Here is a 17,408-nt window from a genome sequence, read left to right as displayed (position 1 = left end):
GCCGACGTCCAGATTGACCAGGGCTGACTCGGCTCGGTTCAACGAGAACAGCAGAGAGCGAGGGAACAGCCTGTCCAGCAGCAGGAACTCGGCGGCCTCGCGGTCGGAGTCGGCACCGCGGTAGGTGCGTACGAACGCATGGTGGGCGCCACACGCCCGCAAGGTGGTCAGCCACGCCTGCGGTGAGTCCGCGTTGTAGGCGGCAGCCTCGATCATGCGTGCCGTCATGTCGATGCGCTCGAGGCTGCGCCCCAGCACCAGGAACTGCCAGCCTTGGTCGTGGCTCATCGTGGAGTCGGCGGTCCCGGAGATCACCGCGCAGCGTTCGCGGACGGTCTGACACGCCTGGGCAGGTCGAGCCCGTTGGATGTGGCCGCGCTGCAGGATGTTCCAGGTCGTGTTGATGGCCTCCCACACCTCGGTGGAGACGACCTCGCGGGAGCGCCGCGCACTCTCACGAGCACCCCAGAAGGCAGAGACCATCGAGGCGGGCGACTGCGGGTCCCATCCGAGCAGCCGCATGACGGAGGCTTGGTCGGCCTGCTCGGTCGCGTCGACGCCCATGACGGCGAGCAGGGCCTGAGAGGCGAGCTCCTCGTCGACCACGGGATCCTCGAGCAACAGCTGGACGTGCACGTCCAACAACCGCGACGTGTCCTCGGCGCGCTCCAGGTAGCGCCCGATCCAGAACAGCGACTCGGCGATGCGGCTCAGCATGGCCCTGCCTCCCGGCTCTGCTGCTGCTGTTCCTCCTGGGTCTTGGTGGCGGCCGACTCCTGCAGTCTGACCTGCGGCTCCGAGGGATGGTCGACCGAGCGCGACCGGGGGGCCAGCCGCTGGCGCTGTCCGTCCCCGGCCAGCACCCACGTGTCCTTGGAGCCTCCACCCCGGCTCGAGTTCACGATGAGCTCGCCTTCCCCCAGCGCGACCCTGGTCAGGCCACCGGGTAGCACCCACACCTTGTTGCCGTCGTTGATGGCGAAGGGCCGCAGGTCCACGTGCCGCGGTCGCATCGTGTCTCCCACCATGGTGGGCACGGTGGACAGCTGCACCACAGGCTGGGCGATCCAGCCGCGCGGCGATTCCAGGACGGTCGAGCGCAGCTGGTCCAGCTCGGCCGCAGTGGCCTGGGGCCCGATGACGATGCCCTTGCCGCCGGCGCCGTCCACGGGCTTGACCACGAGCTCGTGCAGCCGGTCCATGACCTCCTCGCGGTGGGTCGCGTCCTCCAGGCGCCAGGTGTCCACGTTGGGCAGGATCGGGTCCTCGCCGACGTAGTACCGGATGATGTCCGGCATGTAGGTGTAGATGAGCTTGTCGTCCACGACGCCGTTGCCGACGGCGTTGGCGATGGTGACGTTGCCCGCGCGCGCGGCGTTCAGCAGGCCGGGGCAGCCCAGCGCCGAGTCGGAGCGGAAGTGCACCGGGTCGAGGAAGTCGTCGTCCACCCGGCGGTAGATGACGTGCACCGGATGCAGGCCGTGGGTGGTGCGGATCATCACCCGCCCGGCCTGAGCGACCAGGTCGCGTCCCTCGACCAGACGGCAGCCCATCAGTCTCGCGAGGAGGGAGTGCTCGAAGTAGGCCGAGTTGTACGGCCCGGGAGTCAGGACCACCACGGTGGGGTCGGCGACGCCGCTGGGCCCGGCGGCCTTGAGTGCCGACAGCAGCTTCTGCGGGTAGGCCGCAACCGGACGAAGCCGATGGGTCGAGACCACCTCGGGCAGGGTCTGGGTCATGGCGCGTCGGTTGGTCAGCACGTACGAGACGCCGGAGGGGATCCGCACGTTGTCCTCGAGCACCCGGAAGTCGCCCTTGCCGTCACGGATGAGGTCGATCCCGGAGACGTGGATGCGCACCCCGTTCAGCGGGGTGATCCCCGCGGCGGCGCGGTGGAAGTGGCTGGAGGAGGTGACGACGTGCCGGGGCACGATGCCGTCGGCGAAGATCTCACCCGCGCCGTAGACATCGTCCAGCAGGCGCTCCAGAGCGGTGACGCGCTGCGCGACCCCGGCCTCGACGTGGGACCAGGCGTGGGCGTCGATGATGCGCGGCACGATGTCGAGCGGGAAGGGCCGCTCCTCGCCGCCGATGTCGAAGGTGACCCCCTGGTCGCTGTAATGGCTGGAGAGGTAGTCCGAGCGCGAGCGAAGGTCGTCCAGGCTGACGTCGCCGAACGCGGTGGACAGGTTGCGGTAGGCGGTGCGGATGGAGGCGTCGGCTCCCTCCCGGGCCAGAGCGAACATCTCGTCGTGCATGTGCTCGGCCAGGGGGTACCCATCGAACATGTCCGCCATAGCGCCCGAGCCTAGCGCTCTGGCCCGCCTGGCCGGGCGTGACCGCAGGCCCCGCGCCGCGTAAGTTGTCCCTGAGACACCGGGAAGCGGTGAATCGATTGTGGCAGAGCGGGGTTGAGCAAGCCATGGGTCAGGACGCGTCGACCGGTGGGTCGTGGACCACGGTCCAGGTCGACCTGCTGAACGGTGGCTGGATGCTGATGGGTGGCGCGGTTGTCGTGCTGCTCTGCTATGTCCTCTTCGTGGGAACGAGCCTGCTGTTGGCCGGGGCCAGGAGGGTCGCTTCGGGGCACGCGTTCGGCCGGGAGCTGAGCGACGAGCGATGGTTCGGGGAGCGCGAGGCATGAACACCGTCGACCCAGCCGCGGTCGAGATGGTGGTGCTCACCGCACTGGCTCTCGCGGCGGCGGCGTTCGGCTACATCCTGCTGCTGCTGGCGCTGTCTCGCTACGAGCCAGGGGTCGCTTCCCGCGGCGCCCTGCCTCCGATCCGGGCGCGGCCCAAGACCCTCGTCGTCGTGCTGGAGTGCCGCACCCGCGAGGACGAGGTCGGTGAGACTCTGGGTCGGCTGCTTTCCCTCGACCAGCCGCGGATGAGCGTCCTCGTGGTCGACGACCGCACGAGTGGGCCCGTCGCAGACGTCCTCGGCGCCGTGACCGACCCGCGGGTGCGACGTGTCCGCCGCCCCGATGCGGCGGCGGACACGGGCGCCGCGCTCAACGCCGCGCTTGCCCACCTGCGCAGCGGGACCGCAGCAGGGCTCCCGTCGGACCCGGAAGACGTGGTCCTGGGTGTGCTGCGCCCGGGCGAGCGGTGTGATGCGGACACCGTCGATGCGGTGCTGGCGGCCTTCGACGACCCACACGTCGGCTTGGTGCAGGTCGGGATGCGGGTCCAGGACCGACGGCAAGGTCTGCTGGCACGAGTGCAGGACGTCGAGGAGGTGCTCTACACCGAGGTCTTCCAGCGGGGCCGCCAGCACTTCGGCGGCGACAGCCTGGGATCTGCCGGTCGGTTCGTCCGTCTTTCCGCGCTGGTCAGCCTCGGCACCTCCTCACCGTGGCGGGAGGGGCGGACGCCGGAGCTCGACCTGGGCCTCCGGTTGCTGGTCGCCGGATGGCGCAGCGAGTTCGCGGCCTCCGGCGTGCTGCACGGCCCGTCGCCCTCCGGCCTCGGTGGCTGGCTCAGCCACCGAGGCCGACGGCTGCAACGCCGGATGCAGTGCTGGCCGCAGGTCCCTCGTCTCCTGGAGAACCTGAGCGGCGTCACCCGTGCCCAGCTGCTCGTGGGCCTGAGCACACCCGTCCTGCTTCTTGCCGCCTCGCTCCTGGCCGCGGGGATGGTGCTCTGGTCCGGGGCGCTGGCGATCGGGCTGGCGCGAGGGACGATGGCTCTGTCGTGGTGGTGGGCGGCGGCCTACGCGGGCGCTGTGGTGCCAGCGTTCCTCCTCGCCGGGGTCTACCAGGAGTCCTCGGGTGAACCGGTGGGCGTCTGGCCACGATGGCGGACGGTCCTGCTGCTGCACCTCTACCCCGCGGTCGTGGTGGGCTGGTCGCTCGCCGCGTGGTGGGCGCTGGTCATGCTGGTCACGGGCAGAGAAGGACGAGGACGGTCGGTGCGGGCCGGCTACGCGGCCCGGCACCGCAAGAGCCGGCGTGGTGCGTGGGGGTGGCTGGTGGCGCCGGTCTGCCTGGTCGGTGTGGCGGCCTGGATGGTCTTCACCGTGGCCGGCTCCTCGGTGCAGTCCGCACCGCCTCCGTTGCCTTCGGTGACAGGTGAGACGCCATAGGTTACGATTTGTTAAAGTTTCAAGTAGGAACGAGCTGTGCTGGTCCCCCGCGGCAGAGGTTCTTGCGCCAGCCGTCGGTACGACCCCGTGCGTGGCCTTCGCCTTCCCCTGTCTGGGCGAAGGCCACGCCGCAGCCGCACGCCGCCGCCGTGCGCGCAGCAGCACGATCTCCGGTTGTCTGAGCGCGGCTCGCGGCGAAGGCCGACGCTGAAGCGAGCAGGGAGCCGGCGCGCCGGTTCACCCGTCCGGGTGGGGCGCCCTCGAGGCCGGATCTCTACTCTTCTTCGCAACCCAGTTCGAGCCGGTGAGGGGCACGGTGCAGATCGTTCGAGAGCGGATCGTGAGCATGCTGCGCAACCGAGGGCAGCATGCCCGCGCCGCACAGGTCGAGTACTCCCTGCCCGCCACGGTCGACACCGAGGTGCATCGCGAGCCGCTGCTCGGGTTGGGCCTCTACGAGGAGGACCTCCTCCTGCGCTTTGGTGCTGCGGGTCCTTCGCGGCAGTAAGCCGGGACCCAACCACAGCGGCTACTGCACGAGCGAGATCTGCATCCGCTCCAGCAGGGCCTCGACGGCATCCTCGTACTCGCTCCGGCTGTGCTCCTGGCTCAGCTCGGCCCTCAACCGCTGGACGGTCGGCGCGGCGACGAGCTCATACGTGGTCGGCCCGGAGACGGCAGGTGTGCTCACCGTGCTCACCCGCAGAAGGCCGAGGACGCACCAGAAGAAGGTGGGGTAGGCCGCGGCTGCCTGCTCGTCGGTGAAACGGTGGTAGCGCAGCGTGCTGAGGAACTCCTCCACCAAAGCCAGGTCGTTCAGCGGAGGGCTCAGCCAGCGCGCTTCGGCCGAGGGCGCCAGCAATGTGTTGAGTAAGGACGAGTCGGCGTCCGCCTGACGGCGGAGCTCGTCAGCCAAGGCCCAGAGGTATCCCTGCCAGGTGGCCGTCAGCGCTGCGTCATCGACGTGGAAGCGCGAACGGACACCTGCGTGGCTGTCAGCGGGTTGCGACACGGACGCTCCCTTCTGCTGCCATGGTGCGCGAGCACCCAGGATTGCACGCGTGGCCGTCAGGCTGGCAGCCGTGAGCAGGCAGCGGCACATCCGTGAGGGTGAGCCGGCCGGATCAGTGCGACAGTGTCATCTCGATCCGGTCGAGCAAGGACTCGAGGGCCTTCTCGAACTCCTCCTCGCTGCGATCTTCCGCGAGCAACGGCTTGAGCCGTCTCACGGTCGGTGCGTCGCGCAGGCTCCGCTGTGCGTCGCCCCCATCCTTGTCGGCCTCGCCTTCGTCCAGCGGCTCCTCCATCGGGCCGGTGTGGACGCCGTGGGCGGCGCAGTGCAGCAGCAGGTTCCCGAGGAGGAAGCTCGTGAAGGCCCGGTAGGTGTCCACGACCTGTTCGTCGGTGAAGTCGTGCTGGGACAGGGTCATGATCAGGTCCTCCACCAGCTCGACGCTGCGCAGCGGGGGCCGCAGCCACGGCGCCGCCGGGTGTTTGGTGGCGATGAGCGGAAACACCGACGGGTGCTCCACGGCGATCTTGCGCACCTCGTGCGAGTAGGCCTGGATATAGCCCTGCCACGTCTGGGTCAGGTCGCGGTCGAGACGCTGGGGCAGTCCTTCGAGCAGATGGCTGACCACGGCCTCGAGCAGAGCCTCTCGTCCGGGAACATAGCGGTAGATCGACATGGCCTCGACCCCGAGCTCGGCCCCGAGCTTGCGCATCGTCAGCGCCTGCACCCCATGCGTGTCCATGTAGTCGATGGCGGCGTTGACGATCTGCTGTCGGTCCAGCCGTCTGCGTTCAGCGGTGTCGCTAGCCGGTGCGTCGGTGGTCATGCCTGCCCTTCCCAGGTCGTCGGCGGCGCGGTGCCATGCCTCCCGCTGCTGTACGCAGGGGCCGAGACGTCGTCGAGGCGTTGCATGAGCGCGCCGAGCTCGCGGTCAAACTGTATCTGGTCTTCCCGATCGACCACATCCTCCCGCAGTCGCTGGATGACCGGGGAGAGCGTAGGGGCCTGCACGCCGGCCAGGCCGGTCTGGGCGCTGCCGGGTGCACGCTCGGCGGTCTCGAGGAGGAGGTGGCCCAGCAGGAACGCCGTCAGGGCGCGGTAGACCTTCACCGACTCGACGTCGCTGAGTCCCGCCCGGTGAAGAGTCGACAGCAAACCCTCCACGAGACCGAGGTCGCACAGGGGGGAGCGCAGCCACGCCGACTGCCGGTGCGCGCTCGCCATGTGGCGGAACAGTGCGGGGTGCTGCATAGCGGTGCGCCTGACGGCGTGCGCGAGGTGGCGGACGTAGTGCTGCCAGGTCGGCCAGTGTCGTCCTGTCATCTCGATGGCGACCTCGCGCAGGACGTAGGCCACGACGGCCTCGACCAGCTGCTCGCGCCCGGGGGTGTAGCGGTAGATGGACATGGCCTCGACTCCGAGGGCTGCTCCCAGCCGACGCATGGTCAGCTGGTCCACCCCGTAGGTGTCGATGTAGTCCAGGCTGGCCACGACGAGTGCTTCGCTACTCATGGGCGGTCGAGCGGTGGCCGAGGCCGCCGCGTCACCGGCGGCGGAGGGCCTAGCGGTCTCGGCCGGCGTCGCCGGTGTCGACATCGCTGTCGACCTGCTCCTGACGGACCTCTTCGGTGACCTGTCGGTCCTCGGTGACCGTGTCGGTGCCGACGCGCACCTTCTCGACCGGCACGGTCTCCTTGTTGACCGTGACCTGCTCCTCGCTCAGCACCACGTCCTGCTGGTCCTCACCGAGCTCGCCATCCGGGCGGGTCGAGTTGTCGGCGTCGTCCGGGTCGATGGACTCGCGCTCGACCCGGACCTCTTCGCGCTCCACCGGCACCGTGGTGGTCACGTTCTCCGTGACGACGTACTTCCGCAGCCGCGCCTTGCCCGTCTGGACCCGCTTTTTGTCGACGTCGAGACGTTCCTCGGAGCGCACCATGCTTCCGTGCTCTTCCGCGTCGTCGTCGCGGCTGTCGCGGCCGTGGCCGTCCTCGACGTCGCGGCCGTCCTGGTCGTCGTGGCCGTCCCGGTCCGTGGCGTCGCGGTCGGCGACCACCCGGTCGCCGTGGTCTCGGGTGTTCCGGCGTCGGCGCTCGTCAGCGTCGCGGTCCTGGTCGCCGCCGTCCTGCGTGCGAACCTGGTCCTGGTCCTGGTCCTGGTCCTGGCCGTCGCGCCGTGAGCTGACGTCGTCGTCGCTCCCGCGGCGCTCGAGCCCGTAGTGCCGGTAGAGCTCCTGCTCCTGCTCTGGCGAGAGGTGACCGTCGGCGGCCTCCGTGCGGGGAGCGTCCTTGATCGTGGCCTTGTCGTGGGCCGCTCTCACCTCGTTGTCGCCTTCCTCCGCGCCGGCCAGTGGCACGAAGGTGTCGGCGCCGCCGAAGAGGCCCGTCTTGGCGGTGACCCACTCCGGGCGGCCCGAATCGTCGTCGAGGTAGACCTCGCTGATCTTGCCGACCTTGTCGCCCTCGCGGTCGACCACGACGCCGCCATCGTCGATGAGGTGCTGCATCTGCTCGGTGGTGAACACGGGAACTCCTTTGTCCGTCGCTCTGCTTACACCGTAAACTTACAGTGTTACTCAGCACCCGCAACCGGAACTCGGGGCAGGGCGGCACGCTGACGTTCAGCGTGAGCTCTCGGCGTCCTTGCGCAGCGCGCGACCCTTCTCGATGTCCTTGGCCTCCTTCTCCTCCTGCTTCTCGATCTTGGAGGTGTCCCGCGCCGGGAGCTGGATCTCCTTCTCGGCCTTCAGGCCGGCCTGGAGCTGCCGGGAGCGCTCCAGCTCGGCATCCAGCTCCGCGCCGAACAGCAACGCGATGTTGGTGATCCACAGCCACAACAGGAAGATGATCACGCCGGCCAGAGAGCCGTAGGTCGCGGAGTAGCTCGAGAAGTTCGCCACGTAGAAGCCGAAGAGAGCCGAGGCCACGATCCACACCAGGATCGCGAACGCGGCGCCGACGCTCATCCACTTGAACTTGGGCTGCTTGACGTTCGGAGTGGCGTAGTAGAGCAGCGCGATGGTCAGCGCAGCGAGGATGAGGATCACCGGCCACTTCGCGATCTGGAAGACCGTGACCACGGTCGAGCTCAGCCCGATGGTCGAGCCGATCGTGCTCGCCGCCGGTCCGGACACCACCAGCAGCAGGGCGATCACCACGACCATCACGACCATGACGGCGGTGAGCAGGAGCATGGCCGGCCGGAGCTTCCACACCGGACGGCCCTCCTCGATGTCGTACACGCGGTTCATCCCCCGGCTGAACGCCATCACGTAGCCCGAGGCGGACCACAGTGCGGTCGCCAGACCGATGATGAGCGCCAGCAGCCCTCCCGGAGCGGTGGCCAGGGACTGGACCGTGGGCTCCAGGGTGCTGGCGACCGACTGACCGCCGAGCTGGGTGAGGATGTCCATGACGGTGGTGACGGTCTTCTGTGCCTGGCCGACCAGGCTCAGCAAGGACAGGACGGCGATCAGGGCAGGGAACAGCGCCAGGACGGCGAAGTAGGTCAGGGCGGCGGCGATGTCGGTGCACTGGTCGTCGGTGAACTCGCGCAGCGTCTTGCGAGCCGTGTAGGCCCAACCCTGCCCCTTCACCTCCCCCGGTGTGTCCGGCTTGTCCTCGGACTCCGGGTGCGGGGTGTCCTGGTTGGTGGCGTTGCGCTCGACCTCGGAGTCATCCACGGAGGTGTCGTGCTGGGACTCGTTCTCGCGCTCCTTCTCCGCGGTGGCCGTGGACGCCGAACCACCGTCCTGGTGCTCGGCGTCGCGGTTCTCGGTGTCCTGCTTCGTGCTGTCCTCGTCCTTCGACCGACCGAAGATCATGAGCGTGCCCGCCGTGCGACGCCCGCGATCAGCGCAAGCACACTGAGCACTCCCAAGGCCGGGGCAGCGGCCTTCAAGGCCTCGCTGCGGGCCTGGGGGTCCTGCCAGGTGTCCTGGGCTCGCTGCTTGAGCTCTGCGACCCTCTCCTGGGACTGAGACTTCACGTCGAGCTTCCGGCTCAGGGCATCGACCGTCTCGCTGAGCTCGTCACGCGTGGCCTGGATTTCCGCTTCGATCTGCTCGGGGTCCTTGGACTGTGCGTCCTCGTTCGCGCTGGTGTCCGTGCTCATGACTTCGCGTTCTCCTTGACGGTCTGGACGTCCTGCTTGACGTTGGCCATCGTGCGCTCCGGACTGGGCTTGGCCTGCTCGACCTGTTTCTTGCCCAGCAGGGCGACGATCCCCGCGATGATGAACAGCACCACGGTGACGATGAGTGCGGCCGCCCAGGGCGGCAGCACCAGCGCCAGGGCCAGGATGATCGTCGCGACCGCGGCGCCCGAGCCGAGCAGCGCGAACAGGCCGCCCGCGCCGAACATGCCCAGCCCCATACCGGCCTTCTTGGCCTTGGCGGACATCTCGGCTTGGGCGAGCCTCATCTCGTCGCGGATCAGCGTCGAGGTCTGCTCGGACAGGCGCGCCATGAGCTCTCCGGTCGAGGCGTCCTGCGCCGAGGACGTCATGCGCTCAGACATTGAACTGGTTGTCCTGGGGGGAGTCGAGGTCCTGCACGGAAGAGGTGTCGTCCGAGCTCGTCTTGCCGGTCTTCTCCTCGGCCTTCTCCTGGGCCCGGCGTTTGCCCTTCTGCACCTTGGGGTTGCTCCAGGCCTTCTCGGCCTTCTGCACGATCTCGTCGTACCGCTCGCGCCCGGCGCGGGCGCCCAGCACGTATCCGGCGGCGGCTGCGGCGGCCATGGTGATCTTTGACATAGAGTGCTCCTGGTGGTCGATGCTTACGGCGTAAGCCGTTGGGTGTTTACAGTGTAAGGCAGATCGTAGGTGTCTGCCAGTAGCCTCAGCGCTGGTTCAGGCGCGCAGCGGCGCGGCTGCCGAGCGTGGTGAGTCCAGAGACGACCCGCGAGCCGAGGTCACGAGCTGCTTGGCGCCCCTGGACCGTCGGCGCGAGGGTCCCCACCTGACTTCGGGGCAGGGCCCGGTTCATCAAGCCCAGCAGGCGCACCGTGGTCGCGGGCGCGACACCGTGGACCCGCGTACCCACGTGGGTCATCGGGTGCAGCGAGACGCGCGGCTTGCCGGCCAGGACGCCGTCCACGAGCTTCCCGGCCACCCGTTCCGCGCGCATCGACAGCAGCGGCAGGGAGGCTCCCGGAGCGAACCAGGCGTACTCGGCGCCGGCGTCGCCGGTGAACAGGGCCCGCTCGTGCGAGCCGGTGCGAATCAGTCCGGGCACGATCGTGGTCGAGGTGACTCCGGTGCCGGCCAGCTCCGCCGCGAGCCCCTCGGAGAAGCCGACCGCGCCGAACTTCGCGGTCGCGTACGGCAACAGATGCGGGGGAGCCACGACGCCGCCGATAGAGGTCACGGTGCCGATCCGGCCATGACCTCGGGCCCGCATGCTCGGCAGCACCAGCCACGTCAGCTGCACCGGGCCGTGCAGCATCGTGCCGAGCGCCTGGTCGAAATGCTCGAGGGTCATCGCGTTCGCCGGCCCCACCTGGATGATGCCGGCCACGGTGACCAGGACCTCGATCTCGCCGAGGTCGGAGACGACGCTGGCGAGCATGCACTCGACCTGGTCTCGCTCGGCGACGTCGCAGGTGTATCCCCGGACCGTCCCGTGCTCCTGCAGGAGCTGTACTGCCTGCCCTACGTCCGCGGACGTGCGGGCGCAGATCGCCACCGCGTGCCCGCGCTGCAGCAGCTCCCGAGCCACGAGCAGCCCGAGGCCGCGCGAGCCGCCCGCGACCAGGGCTACAGGTGCATCCATCCGGCCAACCTACGGCGAGTCGTGCCGGCTCGCCCGACATGCGCCGACCTCGCGGGCCCCGTAGCGTCGAGGGATGAAAGCACTGACGTGGCAGGGCAGCGAAGACGTGCAGGTGACCGAGGTGCCGGACCCTCGCATCCAAGAGCCCACGGATGCCGTCGTGCGGGTGACCTCCACGGCGATCTGCGGCTCGGACCTTCACCTGTACTCGGTGCTGACGCCGTTCCTGAGCAAGGGTGACGTGCTGGGCCACGAGTTCATGGGGATCGTGGAGGAGGTCGGCTCCGAGGCCGGTGACCTCAAGGTCGGCGACCGGGTGGTCGTGCCCTTCAACATCAGCTGCGGGCGGTGCTGGATGTGCGAGCGCGGTCTGTTCGCCCAGTGCGAGACCACGCAGGTCACCGAGCAGGGCTCGGGAGCGCGTCTGTTCGGCTACACCTCGCTGTACGGGGCGGTGCCGGGAGGGCAGGCGGAGTACGTGCGGGTGCCGCATGCCGACTTCGGGCCGGTGGTGGTCGGTGAGGAGCACAGCGACGAGCGGTACCTCTACCTGTCCGACATCCTGCCGACCGCGTGGCAGGGGGTCTCCTACGCCGAGGTGCAGGCGGGTGACACCCTGGCCGTGATCGGTCTCGGGCCGGTCGGGCTGTTGGCCGTCGCCTCGGCTCGCTACCGGGGTATCGAGCGGGTGATCGGCGTCGACCTGGTCTCCGAGCGCCTGGAGGCTGCCGCCGGCTATGGGGCCGAGGTCGTCGACCTGCGGGAGGTCGACGACGTGGCCGGCGAGCTCGGCGACATGACCGACGGACGCGGGCCGGACGGGGTGCTGGATGCGGTCGGCATGGAGGCGCACGGCAACCCCCTGGCCGAGGTGGCCATCACGGCGGCCAGCCGCCTGCCGGGTCCGATTGCTCGCAGCGCGGTCGAGCATGCAGGCATCGACCGTCTCGCCGCCCTGCATACGGCCATCAGCGCCGTGCGTCGCGGGGGCACGGTCTCCATCTCCGGGGTCTACGGGGGCATGGCCGACCCCATGCCGATGATGCAGCTCTTCGACAAGGGGCTGCAGCTGCGGATGGGGCAGTGCCACGTCAAGCAGTGGACGCCCGAGCTGCACGAGGTGCTGCGACAGTCGACGGATGTGCTCGGGGTGGAGTCCCTGGCCACCCACCGGGTCCCGCTGTCGGAGGCAGCGGACGCCTACGCGATGTTCCAGGCCAAGGATGACGGCTGCATCAAGGTGGTTCTGCAGCCCTAGCGCAGCCCGCCCGGCGCCTTGGCGCGGCACTCGTGGACCCATGGCCCACCTTCTGCGCGTGCGCACGCCAGTTTACGTTGTAAACTTCCGCGTGCAGAGCACACCCACCCGAGATACAGGAGGCCCACATGGAGATCGACAAGCAGAAGATCGTCGGAATGCTGAAGGACCGCGGCGAGAACGACAAGGCCTCGCAGGCCGACTCCGAGCTCCCGGACAAGGTCGACACCGAGAAGCACCAGGGCAAGTTGGAGAAGCTGGGCTTGGACCCCCAGGAGCTGATCTCGAAGTTCGGCGGGTCCTTCCTCTGATCACGCCGGGCCGGACCGCCGACGCCCAGGTGTCGGCGGCCCGACCATGGTCAATGCACCCAACGGAGCAAGGAGAGCGGCATGGGCGAGAAGATGTGGAGTGTGGCCACCACGGTGGCGGCCATCATGGGCGGCACGATGGCGAAGAAGGTCATCGAAGGCGTCTGGACCAAGGCCAAGGACGGCGACGACTCGCCGTCCAACCCGGCTGACCCGAACGTCAACTGGGGGGAGGCGCTGGCCTTCGCCGTCGTCTCCGGCGCCATCGTGCAGATCGTGCGGGCGGTGGTGAACCGGGAGTCGACCAAGGCCTTTACCAAGGCCAAAGGCGAGCTGCCGAAATCGGTCCGTTCGTAGGGGCCGCGGGGTCCAGACCACGGCGGCCACGCTGCCTCTGCGAGGCCGTGGTCTGGGCTTCCCCGCTCTGTCAGGCTCCTGTAACCTGAACGCGATTGCCCCAGACCCGGTGATCAGCCTGATGGTTACCACCGGTCGAGAGGGTCACCGTGATACGCACGCCAGGCTGTCCTCCACCGCCGGCCCGGGGTGGCAGAGGTGCCTAGCGACGTCACCCGCATCGCTGAGATGCAAGCGCTGATCCAGGCGGAACCGCTCGCTGGTCGGACCGACCATCGCACAGGTCAGTTGACTCGCCTCTGCAGGGTGCTCACCACCCTGGTCCCTGCCTTGGGGGTGGGTTTGACCATCAGTGTCGGTCGAGGCCTGTCCATGACCTTGACCTCTTCGGGGGACCTGGCGGACGAGTTGGATGAGATGCAGCTCGTGCTCGGTGAAGGTCCCTCGCTCGATGTCGAGTTTCTGAGTCGACCGGTGCTGGAGCCCGAGCTCGCTCGGTCGGGTGGGCAAGAGTGGCCGGCGTTCTCACCTGCGGCCGGCGCGCTGGGTGCTGCCGCCGTGTTCGGGTTTCCCATCCAGCTCGGCGCTGTCCATCTGGGAGCTTTGACCGTCTACCGAAGTGATCCTGGTGGGCTGAGCCGAGCGCCCTTACGGGACTGTCTGCACGCGGCCGGTATCGCCCGCGACCTCATTCTGGAGGATCTCGACCGGGACGGTGCGGGCGAGGTGCTGCCCCCCTGGGCGGAGGTGCTCCCCACCCCGCAGCTGTATCAGGCCCAGGGGATGGTGATGGTCCAGCTCGGTGCTGACCCGGTGGACGCGCTGGCCCGTATACGTGCCCACGCGTACGCGTATGACCAACGTATCGGTGCGGTGGCGGAGGCCATCATCTCCGGTAACTTGACGTTGAATCGAGAAGAATCATGAGTACTCACCCCTCCGTCGAAGGAGCCGCTTTCGACATGAACGGCCAGTTTTCGCCAAGCCGGATGGCGGGGATCTTCGTCGAAGTCGCCGATACTCTCGTCGACGAGTTCGACCTGATCGACTTCTTGAACACGCTGACCTCGCATGCGAGTGAGGTCAGCGACACTGCCGCCGTCGGTCTGCTGCTTGCCGATCAGAGCGGCCGACTCGAAGTGATGGCCGCCTCACGAGAGTCCGCCCGACTGCTGGAGCTCTTCGTACTGCAGAACGACGAAGGACCCTGCCGGGAGTGTCACGCCACCGGCGAGATTGTCGTGGTCGACGATCTGGAGCGCACCGAGCGACGCTGGCCAGCCTTCACCCGACGGGCCCTTGACTCGGGCTTTCGCTCGGTGTGCGCGATACCGATGCGACACAGCCGGCACACCATCGGCGTGCTCAACCTCTTCAACACCGAGAAGGCATCGTTCGGCTCAGAGACGGTTCGGGTGGTCCAGGCGCTGGCGGACGTCGCGACTATCGGGCTCCTGCAGGAGCGTGCGGTGCGCAGCAGCGAACTGCTCACCGAACAGCTACAGGGAGCCCTCAACACCAGGATCGTCATCGAACAGGTCAAAGGCATCTTGGCGCAGCAGCGGGGGATAGGGGTAGAGGATGCCTTCACCCTCTTGCGTGGCTACTGCCGTCAGAACGGTCTTTCGCTGACCCGGGTGGCACGGGCGATCGTCAGCGAGCCGCGGTCACACCCCCAGATCACGCAGCGGTGAGGAAGAGGCCCACAGGTCGCAAGGGAGAGAGTCAGCGCTCAGGAGTCTGGCGCGGGATGCTCGTCGGCGCGGCGCTGGAGACCTGCCGCGTGCTCACCAGCCACCACTGCACGACCCCCGCGGCGGCGCCTGCGATGACGACACTGGATGTCGTGACGTAGGCGAAGAGCGCCAACAGCACCAGCGGCCCGTGGACGCTCCACCGATGCTGGCGCTTGATCGACTGCTCCCACGTCCCGGCGCCGAGGTAGCGACTCCACACGATCAGGAGCACGGCGCCGACGAGCACCGTGATCGCGCCGGCAAGCCACGCAGCGGAGGGCTCCAAGGCCATGTGCACACCTCTGATTCTGACGAGCGGCAACCTCCGGTGGGGGCGGGGTCGCTCCGCGCTTACATTGTAAGCGCCTGTGCTCCTCCGTGTCCCAGGGGGTGAGGGGGAGCGGTTATCAGCGAAAGGTCGCCAGTGCGTGATGTATTCCTGACTCTCCCTAGGCAGACAGCACCATGGTGTACTTCCTCGTGGGCAGCGGGACCTGGTCGGGCCTCGCCTGGTACACCGCGGATGAGGAGATGTGGTTGAGCACGGGACGGGGCCACTGATGACCGAGGCCGCCCCGATCGTGGCGGCCGGGGCGGTGGTCGCCTCGGGGTCGGTCCTGCGCCCGGGCTGGGTTCAGGTGACGGGCGACCGCATTAGCGGCGTGGGCGCCGGCGAACCGCCGGCCGATCCCGACGTGTCGTGGCCGCATAGTGCGCTGGTCCCCGGTTTCGTCGACATGCACGTCCACGGCGGGGGTGGCTTCTCCTTCGATCACGGCTCGCAGGACGAGGCTCGTGGCGCCGTCCAGTGGCATCGTGCGCAGGGGACGACCAGCATGCTCGCCAGCCTGGTGAGCGCTCCTGGAGGCGAGCTCCGTCGTCGGGTGGCCGTGCTCGCCGACCTGGTGCAAGAAGGCCTGCTCAGCGGGATCCACCTGGAGGGTCCATGGCTGGCGCCGGGCAAGCGGGGAGCGCACCGGCTTCAGGCCCTGCGCGACCCGCGGCCCCAGGAGGTCGAGGAGCTGCTGCGAGCCGGACGCGGGACGATCAGGATGGTCACGCTGGCCCCCGAGCGCCCGGGAGGCCAGGACGCGGTGCGGCAGCTGGTCGAGGCCGGGGTGGTCGTGGCGATCGGGCACACCGAGGCCGACGAGGAGCAGACGCGGCGGGCCGTCGCGGCGGGAGCCACGGTGGCGACCCACCTGTTCAACGCGATGCCCGCGGTGCACCACCGGGACCCGGGGCCGGTGCCGGTGCTCCTGGGTGACCCCCGGGTCACCGTGGAGCTCATCGCCGATGGCCTGCACCTGCATCCGGCGATCGTGGAGTGGGTCGTGCGCACGGCAGGGCCCGCACGGGTGGCGTTCGTGACCGACGCCATGGCGGCGGCGGGGATGCCGGACGGGGCCTACACCCTGGGCACCCTGCCGGTGCAGGTGCGTCAGGGAGTGGCTCGGCTGCCCGACGGGTCGATCGCCGGGAGCACAGCCACGACGCCCCACGGGTTCGCCGCAGCGCGTGAGACGGCGACCGATGCCGACGCAGGGCTGGCTCTGGCCGGCCGGGTGTGTGCCACCACCCCGGCTCGCGCGTTGGGCCTGCACGACGTCGGGTTGATCGAAGTAGGTCGACGGGCCGATCTGGTGATGCTGGGTGACGCAACCCCTCAGGCGGTCATGAGCCGGGGTGTCTGGCTGCCCCGCGCCGAGCGGCCCGGAGCGAGCGGTGCGCCTCAGCCGACCTGACCGTCCAAGGCTCTCAGGTAGTCGGCGAACCCGCCTTCGGCCCGGCCCCACGGTCGGGCCGACGTCGTGACCCGGGTCGTGTCGGTAGCCACGCTCGCGAAGCGCGCCTGCCGAACGCGCTCGACCAGGCGAACGTCCTCGTGAGCCGCGCCGACACCGAAGCCGCCCACGGCGGCCCAGGTGCTGGCCCGCAGCCCGAGGTTGGCTCCGTGCACGTGCGGGTGGCCCTCGACGAGGCGGTGCCGGCGGTCCCACGCGCTGCGGCGCTCGCCACCCTCCATGGCGGGTTGCACCGTGCCGACGACCATGTCCGCACCAGCGTCGGCATGGCGGAGCTGTTCGGTGAGCCAGTTCGGGGGGACCAGTGAGTCCGCGTCGGTGCAGGCAACCCAGACGTGGGGCCCGGCGAGCAGGTGGAGGTGCGCGAGGCCCCTGTTCACTGCCTGGTCGCGCGCCGCGCCGACTCCGCCTGCCTCGCTCATGACGGTCTGGGCCCCAGCTCGCTCGGCCACCGCCGCGGTGCCGTCGGTGCAGCCGTCGAGGGCGACCATCACGCAGACAGAACCGACCCCGGTGCCCAGGCGCAGCGACCGGACGGTCTCGTTCACGCTGCGCAGGCAGGCGCCGAGCAGAAGAGACTCGTTCTTGGCCGGAATGGCCACCACGACGTGTGAGACGGGGTGATTGGGCGACGGCGGTGCCCCAGGGGGGAGGCACACGCCCGGTGCCCGCCTGCTCGTCGTCGCCGAGGCCTCACCCATGAGGACGGCCGGCCCGGTCGTCCTCGGACGCCGCCGTGTCGCGACCCTCACGACTGGCGACCGAGGCAGTCGCCGTCCAGATGTCGATGCAGAGGTCCGGATCGCGGTAGTGCGCCTGTGCCGGACCGCCCCAGGAGTCCTGGGCCTGCTCGTGCACGAGGGGGCCGTCGAGGGGAACGCCGATGGTGGGGTGCTGCCAGTGGCAGAGCACCAGCTCGCCGTCGGCGGCCAGGGCCGACCGTGCCTTGGCCAGGGTGACCAGCAGCTCGGTCGGGGTGAGGAAGTACCCCACCTCGGAGAGCACGACGAGGTCGAAGGGTCCACCGGGGATCGCCGCGGGCGCGGCGCCGACGGTGACGTGAGCTCCCGGGG

The 17,408-nt window shown here is 69.2% G+C and carries 22 protein-coding genes and 1 pseudogene; 9 read left to right on the top strand and 14 right to left on the bottom strand.

Translation table 11 applies throughout. The features are described 5' to 3' along the window. The coding region (locus tag VJ976_RS07725) for an alpha-E domain-containing protein (protein ID WP_324099545.1) at window positions 1-717 on the bottom strand (717 nt) is incomplete at its 3' end. Further along, window positions 711-2,297 (bottom strand): circularly permuted type 2 ATP-grasp protein, encoded by a 1,587-nt coding sequence (locus VJ976_RS07720; RefSeq protein ID WP_324099544.1) that lies wholly within the window; start codon window positions 2,295-2,297, stop codon window positions 711-713. The genes VJ976_RS07725 and VJ976_RS07720, both read right to left, overlap by 7 nt. Window positions 2,298-2,422: 125 nt before the next feature. Here VJ976_RS07720 and VJ976_RS07715 point away from each other — a divergent pair, with 125 nt between their 5' ends. The 3 genes from VJ976_RS07715 (at window position 2,423) to VJ976_RS07705 (ending at window position 4,594) form a co-directional block, all read left to right on the top strand. Beyond that, a complete protein-coding gene (locus tag VJ976_RS07715) occupies window positions 2,423-2,644 on the top strand; it encodes a hypothetical protein (RefSeq protein WP_324099543.1) in 222 nt (73 codons plus the stop codon). Next, window positions 2,641-4,086, top strand: coding sequence for a glycosyltransferase family 2 protein (locus VJ976_RS07710; RefSeq protein WP_324099542.1), 1,446 nt, complete (start codon window positions 2,641-2,643; stop codon window positions 4,084-4,086). The genes VJ976_RS07715 and VJ976_RS07710 overlap by 4 nt, the downstream gene beginning before the upstream one ends. A 316-nt stretch (window positions 4,087-4,402) precedes the next feature. Further along, a complete protein-coding gene (locus VJ976_RS07705; RefSeq protein WP_324099541.1) occupies window positions 4,403-4,594 on the top strand; it encodes a hypothetical protein in 192 nt (63 codons plus the stop codon). 21 nt (window positions 4,595-4,615) lie between these two features. On the opposite strand, the gene VJ976_RS07700 is transcribed toward VJ976_RS07705, so the two are convergent. The 9 genes from VJ976_RS07700 to VJ976_RS07660 all read right to left on the bottom strand — a co-directional run bounded on the left by VJ976_RS07700 (window position 4,616) and on the right by VJ976_RS07660 (window position 10,868). Next, a complete protein-coding gene (locus tag VJ976_RS07700) occupies window positions 4,616-5,098 on the bottom strand; it encodes a hypothetical protein (protein WP_324099540.1) in 483 nt (160 codons plus the stop codon). A gap of 112 nt (window positions 5,099-5,210) precedes the next feature. Beyond that, a complete protein-coding gene (locus VJ976_RS07695; RefSeq protein WP_324099539.1) occupies window positions 5,211-5,924 on the bottom strand; it encodes a TetR/AcrR family transcriptional regulator in 714 nt (237 codons plus the stop codon). Then, a complete protein-coding gene (locus VJ976_RS07690) occupies window positions 5,921-6,610 on the bottom strand; it encodes a TetR/AcrR family transcriptional regulator (protein WP_324099538.1) in 690 nt (229 codons plus the stop codon). The genes VJ976_RS07695 and VJ976_RS07690 overlap by 4 nt, the downstream gene beginning before the upstream one ends. A gap of 49 nt (window positions 6,611-6,659) precedes the next feature. After that, window positions 6,660-7,622 (bottom strand): PRC and DUF2382 domain-containing protein, encoded by a 963-nt coding sequence (locus VJ976_RS07685; RefSeq protein WP_324099537.1) that lies wholly within the window; start codon window positions 7,620-7,622, stop codon window positions 6,660-6,662. Window positions 7,623-7,718: 96 nt separating this feature from the next. Next, the gene (locus VJ976_RS07680) at window positions 7,719-8,921 is read right to left on the bottom strand and encodes a YihY/virulence factor BrkB family protein (protein WP_324099536.1); all 1,203 of its coding nucleotides are present in this window, start codon (window positions 8,919-8,921) and stop codon (window positions 7,719-7,721) included. Next, window positions 8,918-9,211 (bottom strand): DUF3618 domain-containing protein, encoded by a 294-nt coding sequence (locus VJ976_RS07675; protein WP_324099535.1) that lies wholly within the window; start codon window positions 9,209-9,211, stop codon window positions 8,918-8,920. Before VJ976_RS07675 ends, VJ976_RS07680 begins: the two co-directional genes overlap by 4 nt. Continuing rightward, complete coding sequence (locus tag VJ976_RS07670; RefSeq protein WP_324099534.1) at window positions 9,208-9,615, bottom strand: phage holin family protein; 408 nt, start codon at window positions 9,613-9,615, stop codon at window positions 9,208-9,210. Before VJ976_RS07670 ends, VJ976_RS07675 begins: the two co-directional genes overlap by 4 nt. Beyond that, window positions 9,608-9,850 (bottom strand): hypothetical protein, encoded by a 243-nt coding sequence (locus tag VJ976_RS07665; protein WP_324099533.1) that lies wholly within the window; start codon window positions 9,848-9,850, stop codon window positions 9,608-9,610. The genes VJ976_RS07670 and VJ976_RS07665 overlap by 8 nt, the downstream gene beginning before the upstream one ends. Window positions 9,851-9,935: 85 nt before the next feature. Further along, the gene (locus tag VJ976_RS07660; protein ID WP_324099532.1) at window positions 9,936-10,868 is read right to left on the bottom strand and encodes an SDR family oxidoreductase; all 933 of its coding nucleotides are present in this window, start codon (window positions 10,866-10,868) and stop codon (window positions 9,936-9,938) included. A 73-nt stretch (window positions 10,869-10,941) separates the two neighbouring features. Here VJ976_RS07660 and VJ976_RS07655 point away from each other — a divergent pair, with 73 nt between their 5' ends. From VJ976_RS07655 to VJ976_RS07635, 5 genes are all read left to right on the top strand, one after another. Then, window positions 10,942-12,126 carry a zinc-dependent alcohol dehydrogenase gene (locus VJ976_RS07655; protein WP_324099531.1) on the top strand — a complete coding sequence of 395 codons (1,185 nt, stop codon included), beginning with the start codon at window positions 10,942-10,944 and terminating at the stop codon, window positions 12,124-12,126. A gap of 128 nt (window positions 12,127-12,254) precedes the next feature. Then, window positions 12,255-12,437 (top strand): hypothetical protein, encoded by a 183-nt coding sequence (locus VJ976_RS07650; protein ID WP_324099530.1) that lies wholly within the window; start codon window positions 12,255-12,257, stop codon window positions 12,435-12,437. 81 nt (window positions 12,438-12,518) lie between these two features. After that, complete coding sequence (locus VJ976_RS07645) at window positions 12,519-12,794, top strand: DUF4235 domain-containing protein (RefSeq protein WP_324099529.1); 276 nt, start codon at window positions 12,519-12,521, stop codon at window positions 12,792-12,794. Window positions 12,795-13,100: 306 nt separating this feature from the next. Continuing rightward, on the top strand, window positions 13,101-13,721 hold the full coding sequence (locus VJ976_RS07640) for an ANTAR domain-containing protein (protein ID WP_324099528.1): 621 nt from the start codon (window positions 13,101-13,103) through the stop codon (window positions 13,719-13,721). Beyond that, a complete protein-coding gene (locus VJ976_RS07635; protein WP_324099527.1) occupies window positions 13,718-14,488 on the top strand; it encodes a GAF and ANTAR domain-containing protein in 771 nt (256 codons plus the stop codon). The genes VJ976_RS07640 and VJ976_RS07635 overlap by 4 nt, the downstream gene beginning before the upstream one ends. 31 nt (window positions 14,489-14,519) lie before the next feature. On the opposite strand, the gene VJ976_RS07630 is transcribed toward VJ976_RS07635, so the two are convergent. Further along, window positions 14,520-14,822, bottom strand: a complete 303-nt coding sequence (locus VJ976_RS07630) for a hypothetical protein (RefSeq protein WP_324099526.1) — start codon at window positions 14,820-14,822, stop codon at window positions 14,520-14,522. Between the two features lie 268 nt (window positions 14,823-15,090). Here VJ976_RS07630 and nagA point away from each other — a divergent pair, with 268 nt between their 5' ends. Then, window positions 15,091-16,275: an N-acetylglucosamine-6-phosphate deacetylase gene (gene nagA / locus VJ976_RS07625; protein WP_324099525.1), complete on the top strand. Its 1,185-nt coding sequence runs from the start codon at window positions 15,091-15,093 to the stop codon at window positions 16,273-16,275. On the opposite strand, the gene VJ976_RS07620 is transcribed toward nagA, so the two are convergent. Both VJ976_RS07620 and VJ976_RS07615 read right to left on the bottom strand, forming a co-directional pair. Next, complete coding sequence (locus tag VJ976_RS07620) at window positions 16,263-16,940, bottom strand: glycosyltransferase family 2 protein (protein ID WP_324099524.1); 678 nt, start codon at window positions 16,938-16,940, stop codon at window positions 16,263-16,265. The genes nagA and VJ976_RS07620 overlap by 13 nt on opposite strands. 88 nt (window positions 16,941-17,028) lie before the next feature. After that, window positions 17,029-17,408: pseudogene (locus VJ976_RS07615) on the bottom strand (hypothetical protein); the annotation flags it as partial.

Origin of the sequence: Ornithinimicrobium sp., assembly GCF_035267225.1 — a bacterium.
Taxonomy (GTDB): domain Bacteria; phylum Actinomycetota; class Actinomycetes; order Actinomycetales; family Dermatophilaceae; genus Ornithinicoccus.
The sequence above is the reverse complement of the archived record's forward strand: the minus strand, read 5'-3'. Positions and strand labels throughout refer to the sequence as shown.

What these genes read in the sequence shown, in the direction of transcription:
- VJ976_RS07720 (WP_324099544.1), bottom strand. Translation starts at nt 2,297, where the DNA reads ATGGCGGACATGTTCGATGGGTACCCCCTGGCCGAGCACATGCACGAC.
- nagA (WP_324099525.1), top strand. Translation starts at nt 15,091, where the DNA reads ATGACCGAGGCCGCCCCGATCGTGGCGGCCGGGGCGGTGGTCGCCTCG.
- VJ976_RS07655 (WP_324099531.1), top strand. Translation starts at nt 10,942, where the DNA reads ATGAAAGCACTGACGTGGCAGGGCAGCGAAGACGTGCAGGTGACCGAG.
- VJ976_RS07690 (WP_324099538.1), bottom strand. Translation starts at nt 6,610, where the DNA reads ATGAGTAGCGAAGCACTCGTCGTGGCCAGCCTGGACTACATCGACACC.
- VJ976_RS07715 (WP_324099543.1), top strand. Translation starts at nt 2,423, where the DNA reads ATGGGTCAGGACGCGTCGACCGGTGGGTCGTGGACCACGGTCCAGGTC.
- VJ976_RS07680 (WP_324099536.1), bottom strand. Translation starts at nt 8,921, where the DNA reads ATGATCTTCGGTCGGTCGAAGGACGAGGACAGCACGAAGCAGGACACC.
- VJ976_RS07635 (WP_324099527.1), top strand. Translation starts at nt 13,718, where the DNA reads ATGAGTACTCACCCCTCCGTCGAAGGAGCCGCTTTCGACATGAACGGC.
- VJ976_RS07675 (WP_324099535.1), bottom strand. Translation starts at nt 9,211, where the DNA reads ATGAGCACGGACACCAGCGCGAACGAGGACGCACAGTCCAAGGACCCC.
- VJ976_RS07650 (WP_324099530.1), top strand. Translation starts at nt 12,255, where the DNA reads ATGGAGATCGACAAGCAGAAGATCGTCGGAATGCTGAAGGACCGCGGC.
- VJ976_RS07645 (WP_324099529.1), top strand. Translation starts at nt 12,519, where the DNA reads ATGGGCGAGAAGATGTGGAGTGTGGCCACCACGGTGGCGGCCATCATG.
- VJ976_RS07695 (WP_324099539.1), bottom strand. Translation starts at nt 5,924, where the DNA reads ATGACCACCGACGCACCGGCTAGCGACACCGCTGAACGCAGACGGCTG.
- VJ976_RS07665 (WP_324099533.1), bottom strand. Translation starts at nt 9,850, where the DNA reads ATGTCAAAGATCACCATGGCCGCCGCAGCCGCCGCCGGATACGTGCTG.
- VJ976_RS07660 (WP_324099532.1), bottom strand. Translation starts at nt 10,868, where the DNA reads ATGGATGCACCTGTAGCCCTGGTCGCGGGCGGCTCGCGCGGCCTCGGG.
- VJ976_RS07670 (WP_324099534.1), bottom strand. Translation starts at nt 9,615, where the DNA reads ATGTCTGAGCGCATGACGTCCTCGGCGCAGGACGCCTCGACCGGAGAG.
- VJ976_RS07710 (WP_324099542.1), top strand. Translation starts at nt 2,641, where the DNA reads ATGAACACCGTCGACCCAGCCGCGGTCGAGATGGTGGTGCTCACCGCA.
- VJ976_RS07630 (WP_324099526.1), bottom strand. Translation starts at nt 14,822, where the DNA reads ATGGCCTTGGAGCCCTCCGCTGCGTGGCTTGCCGGCGCGATCACGGTG.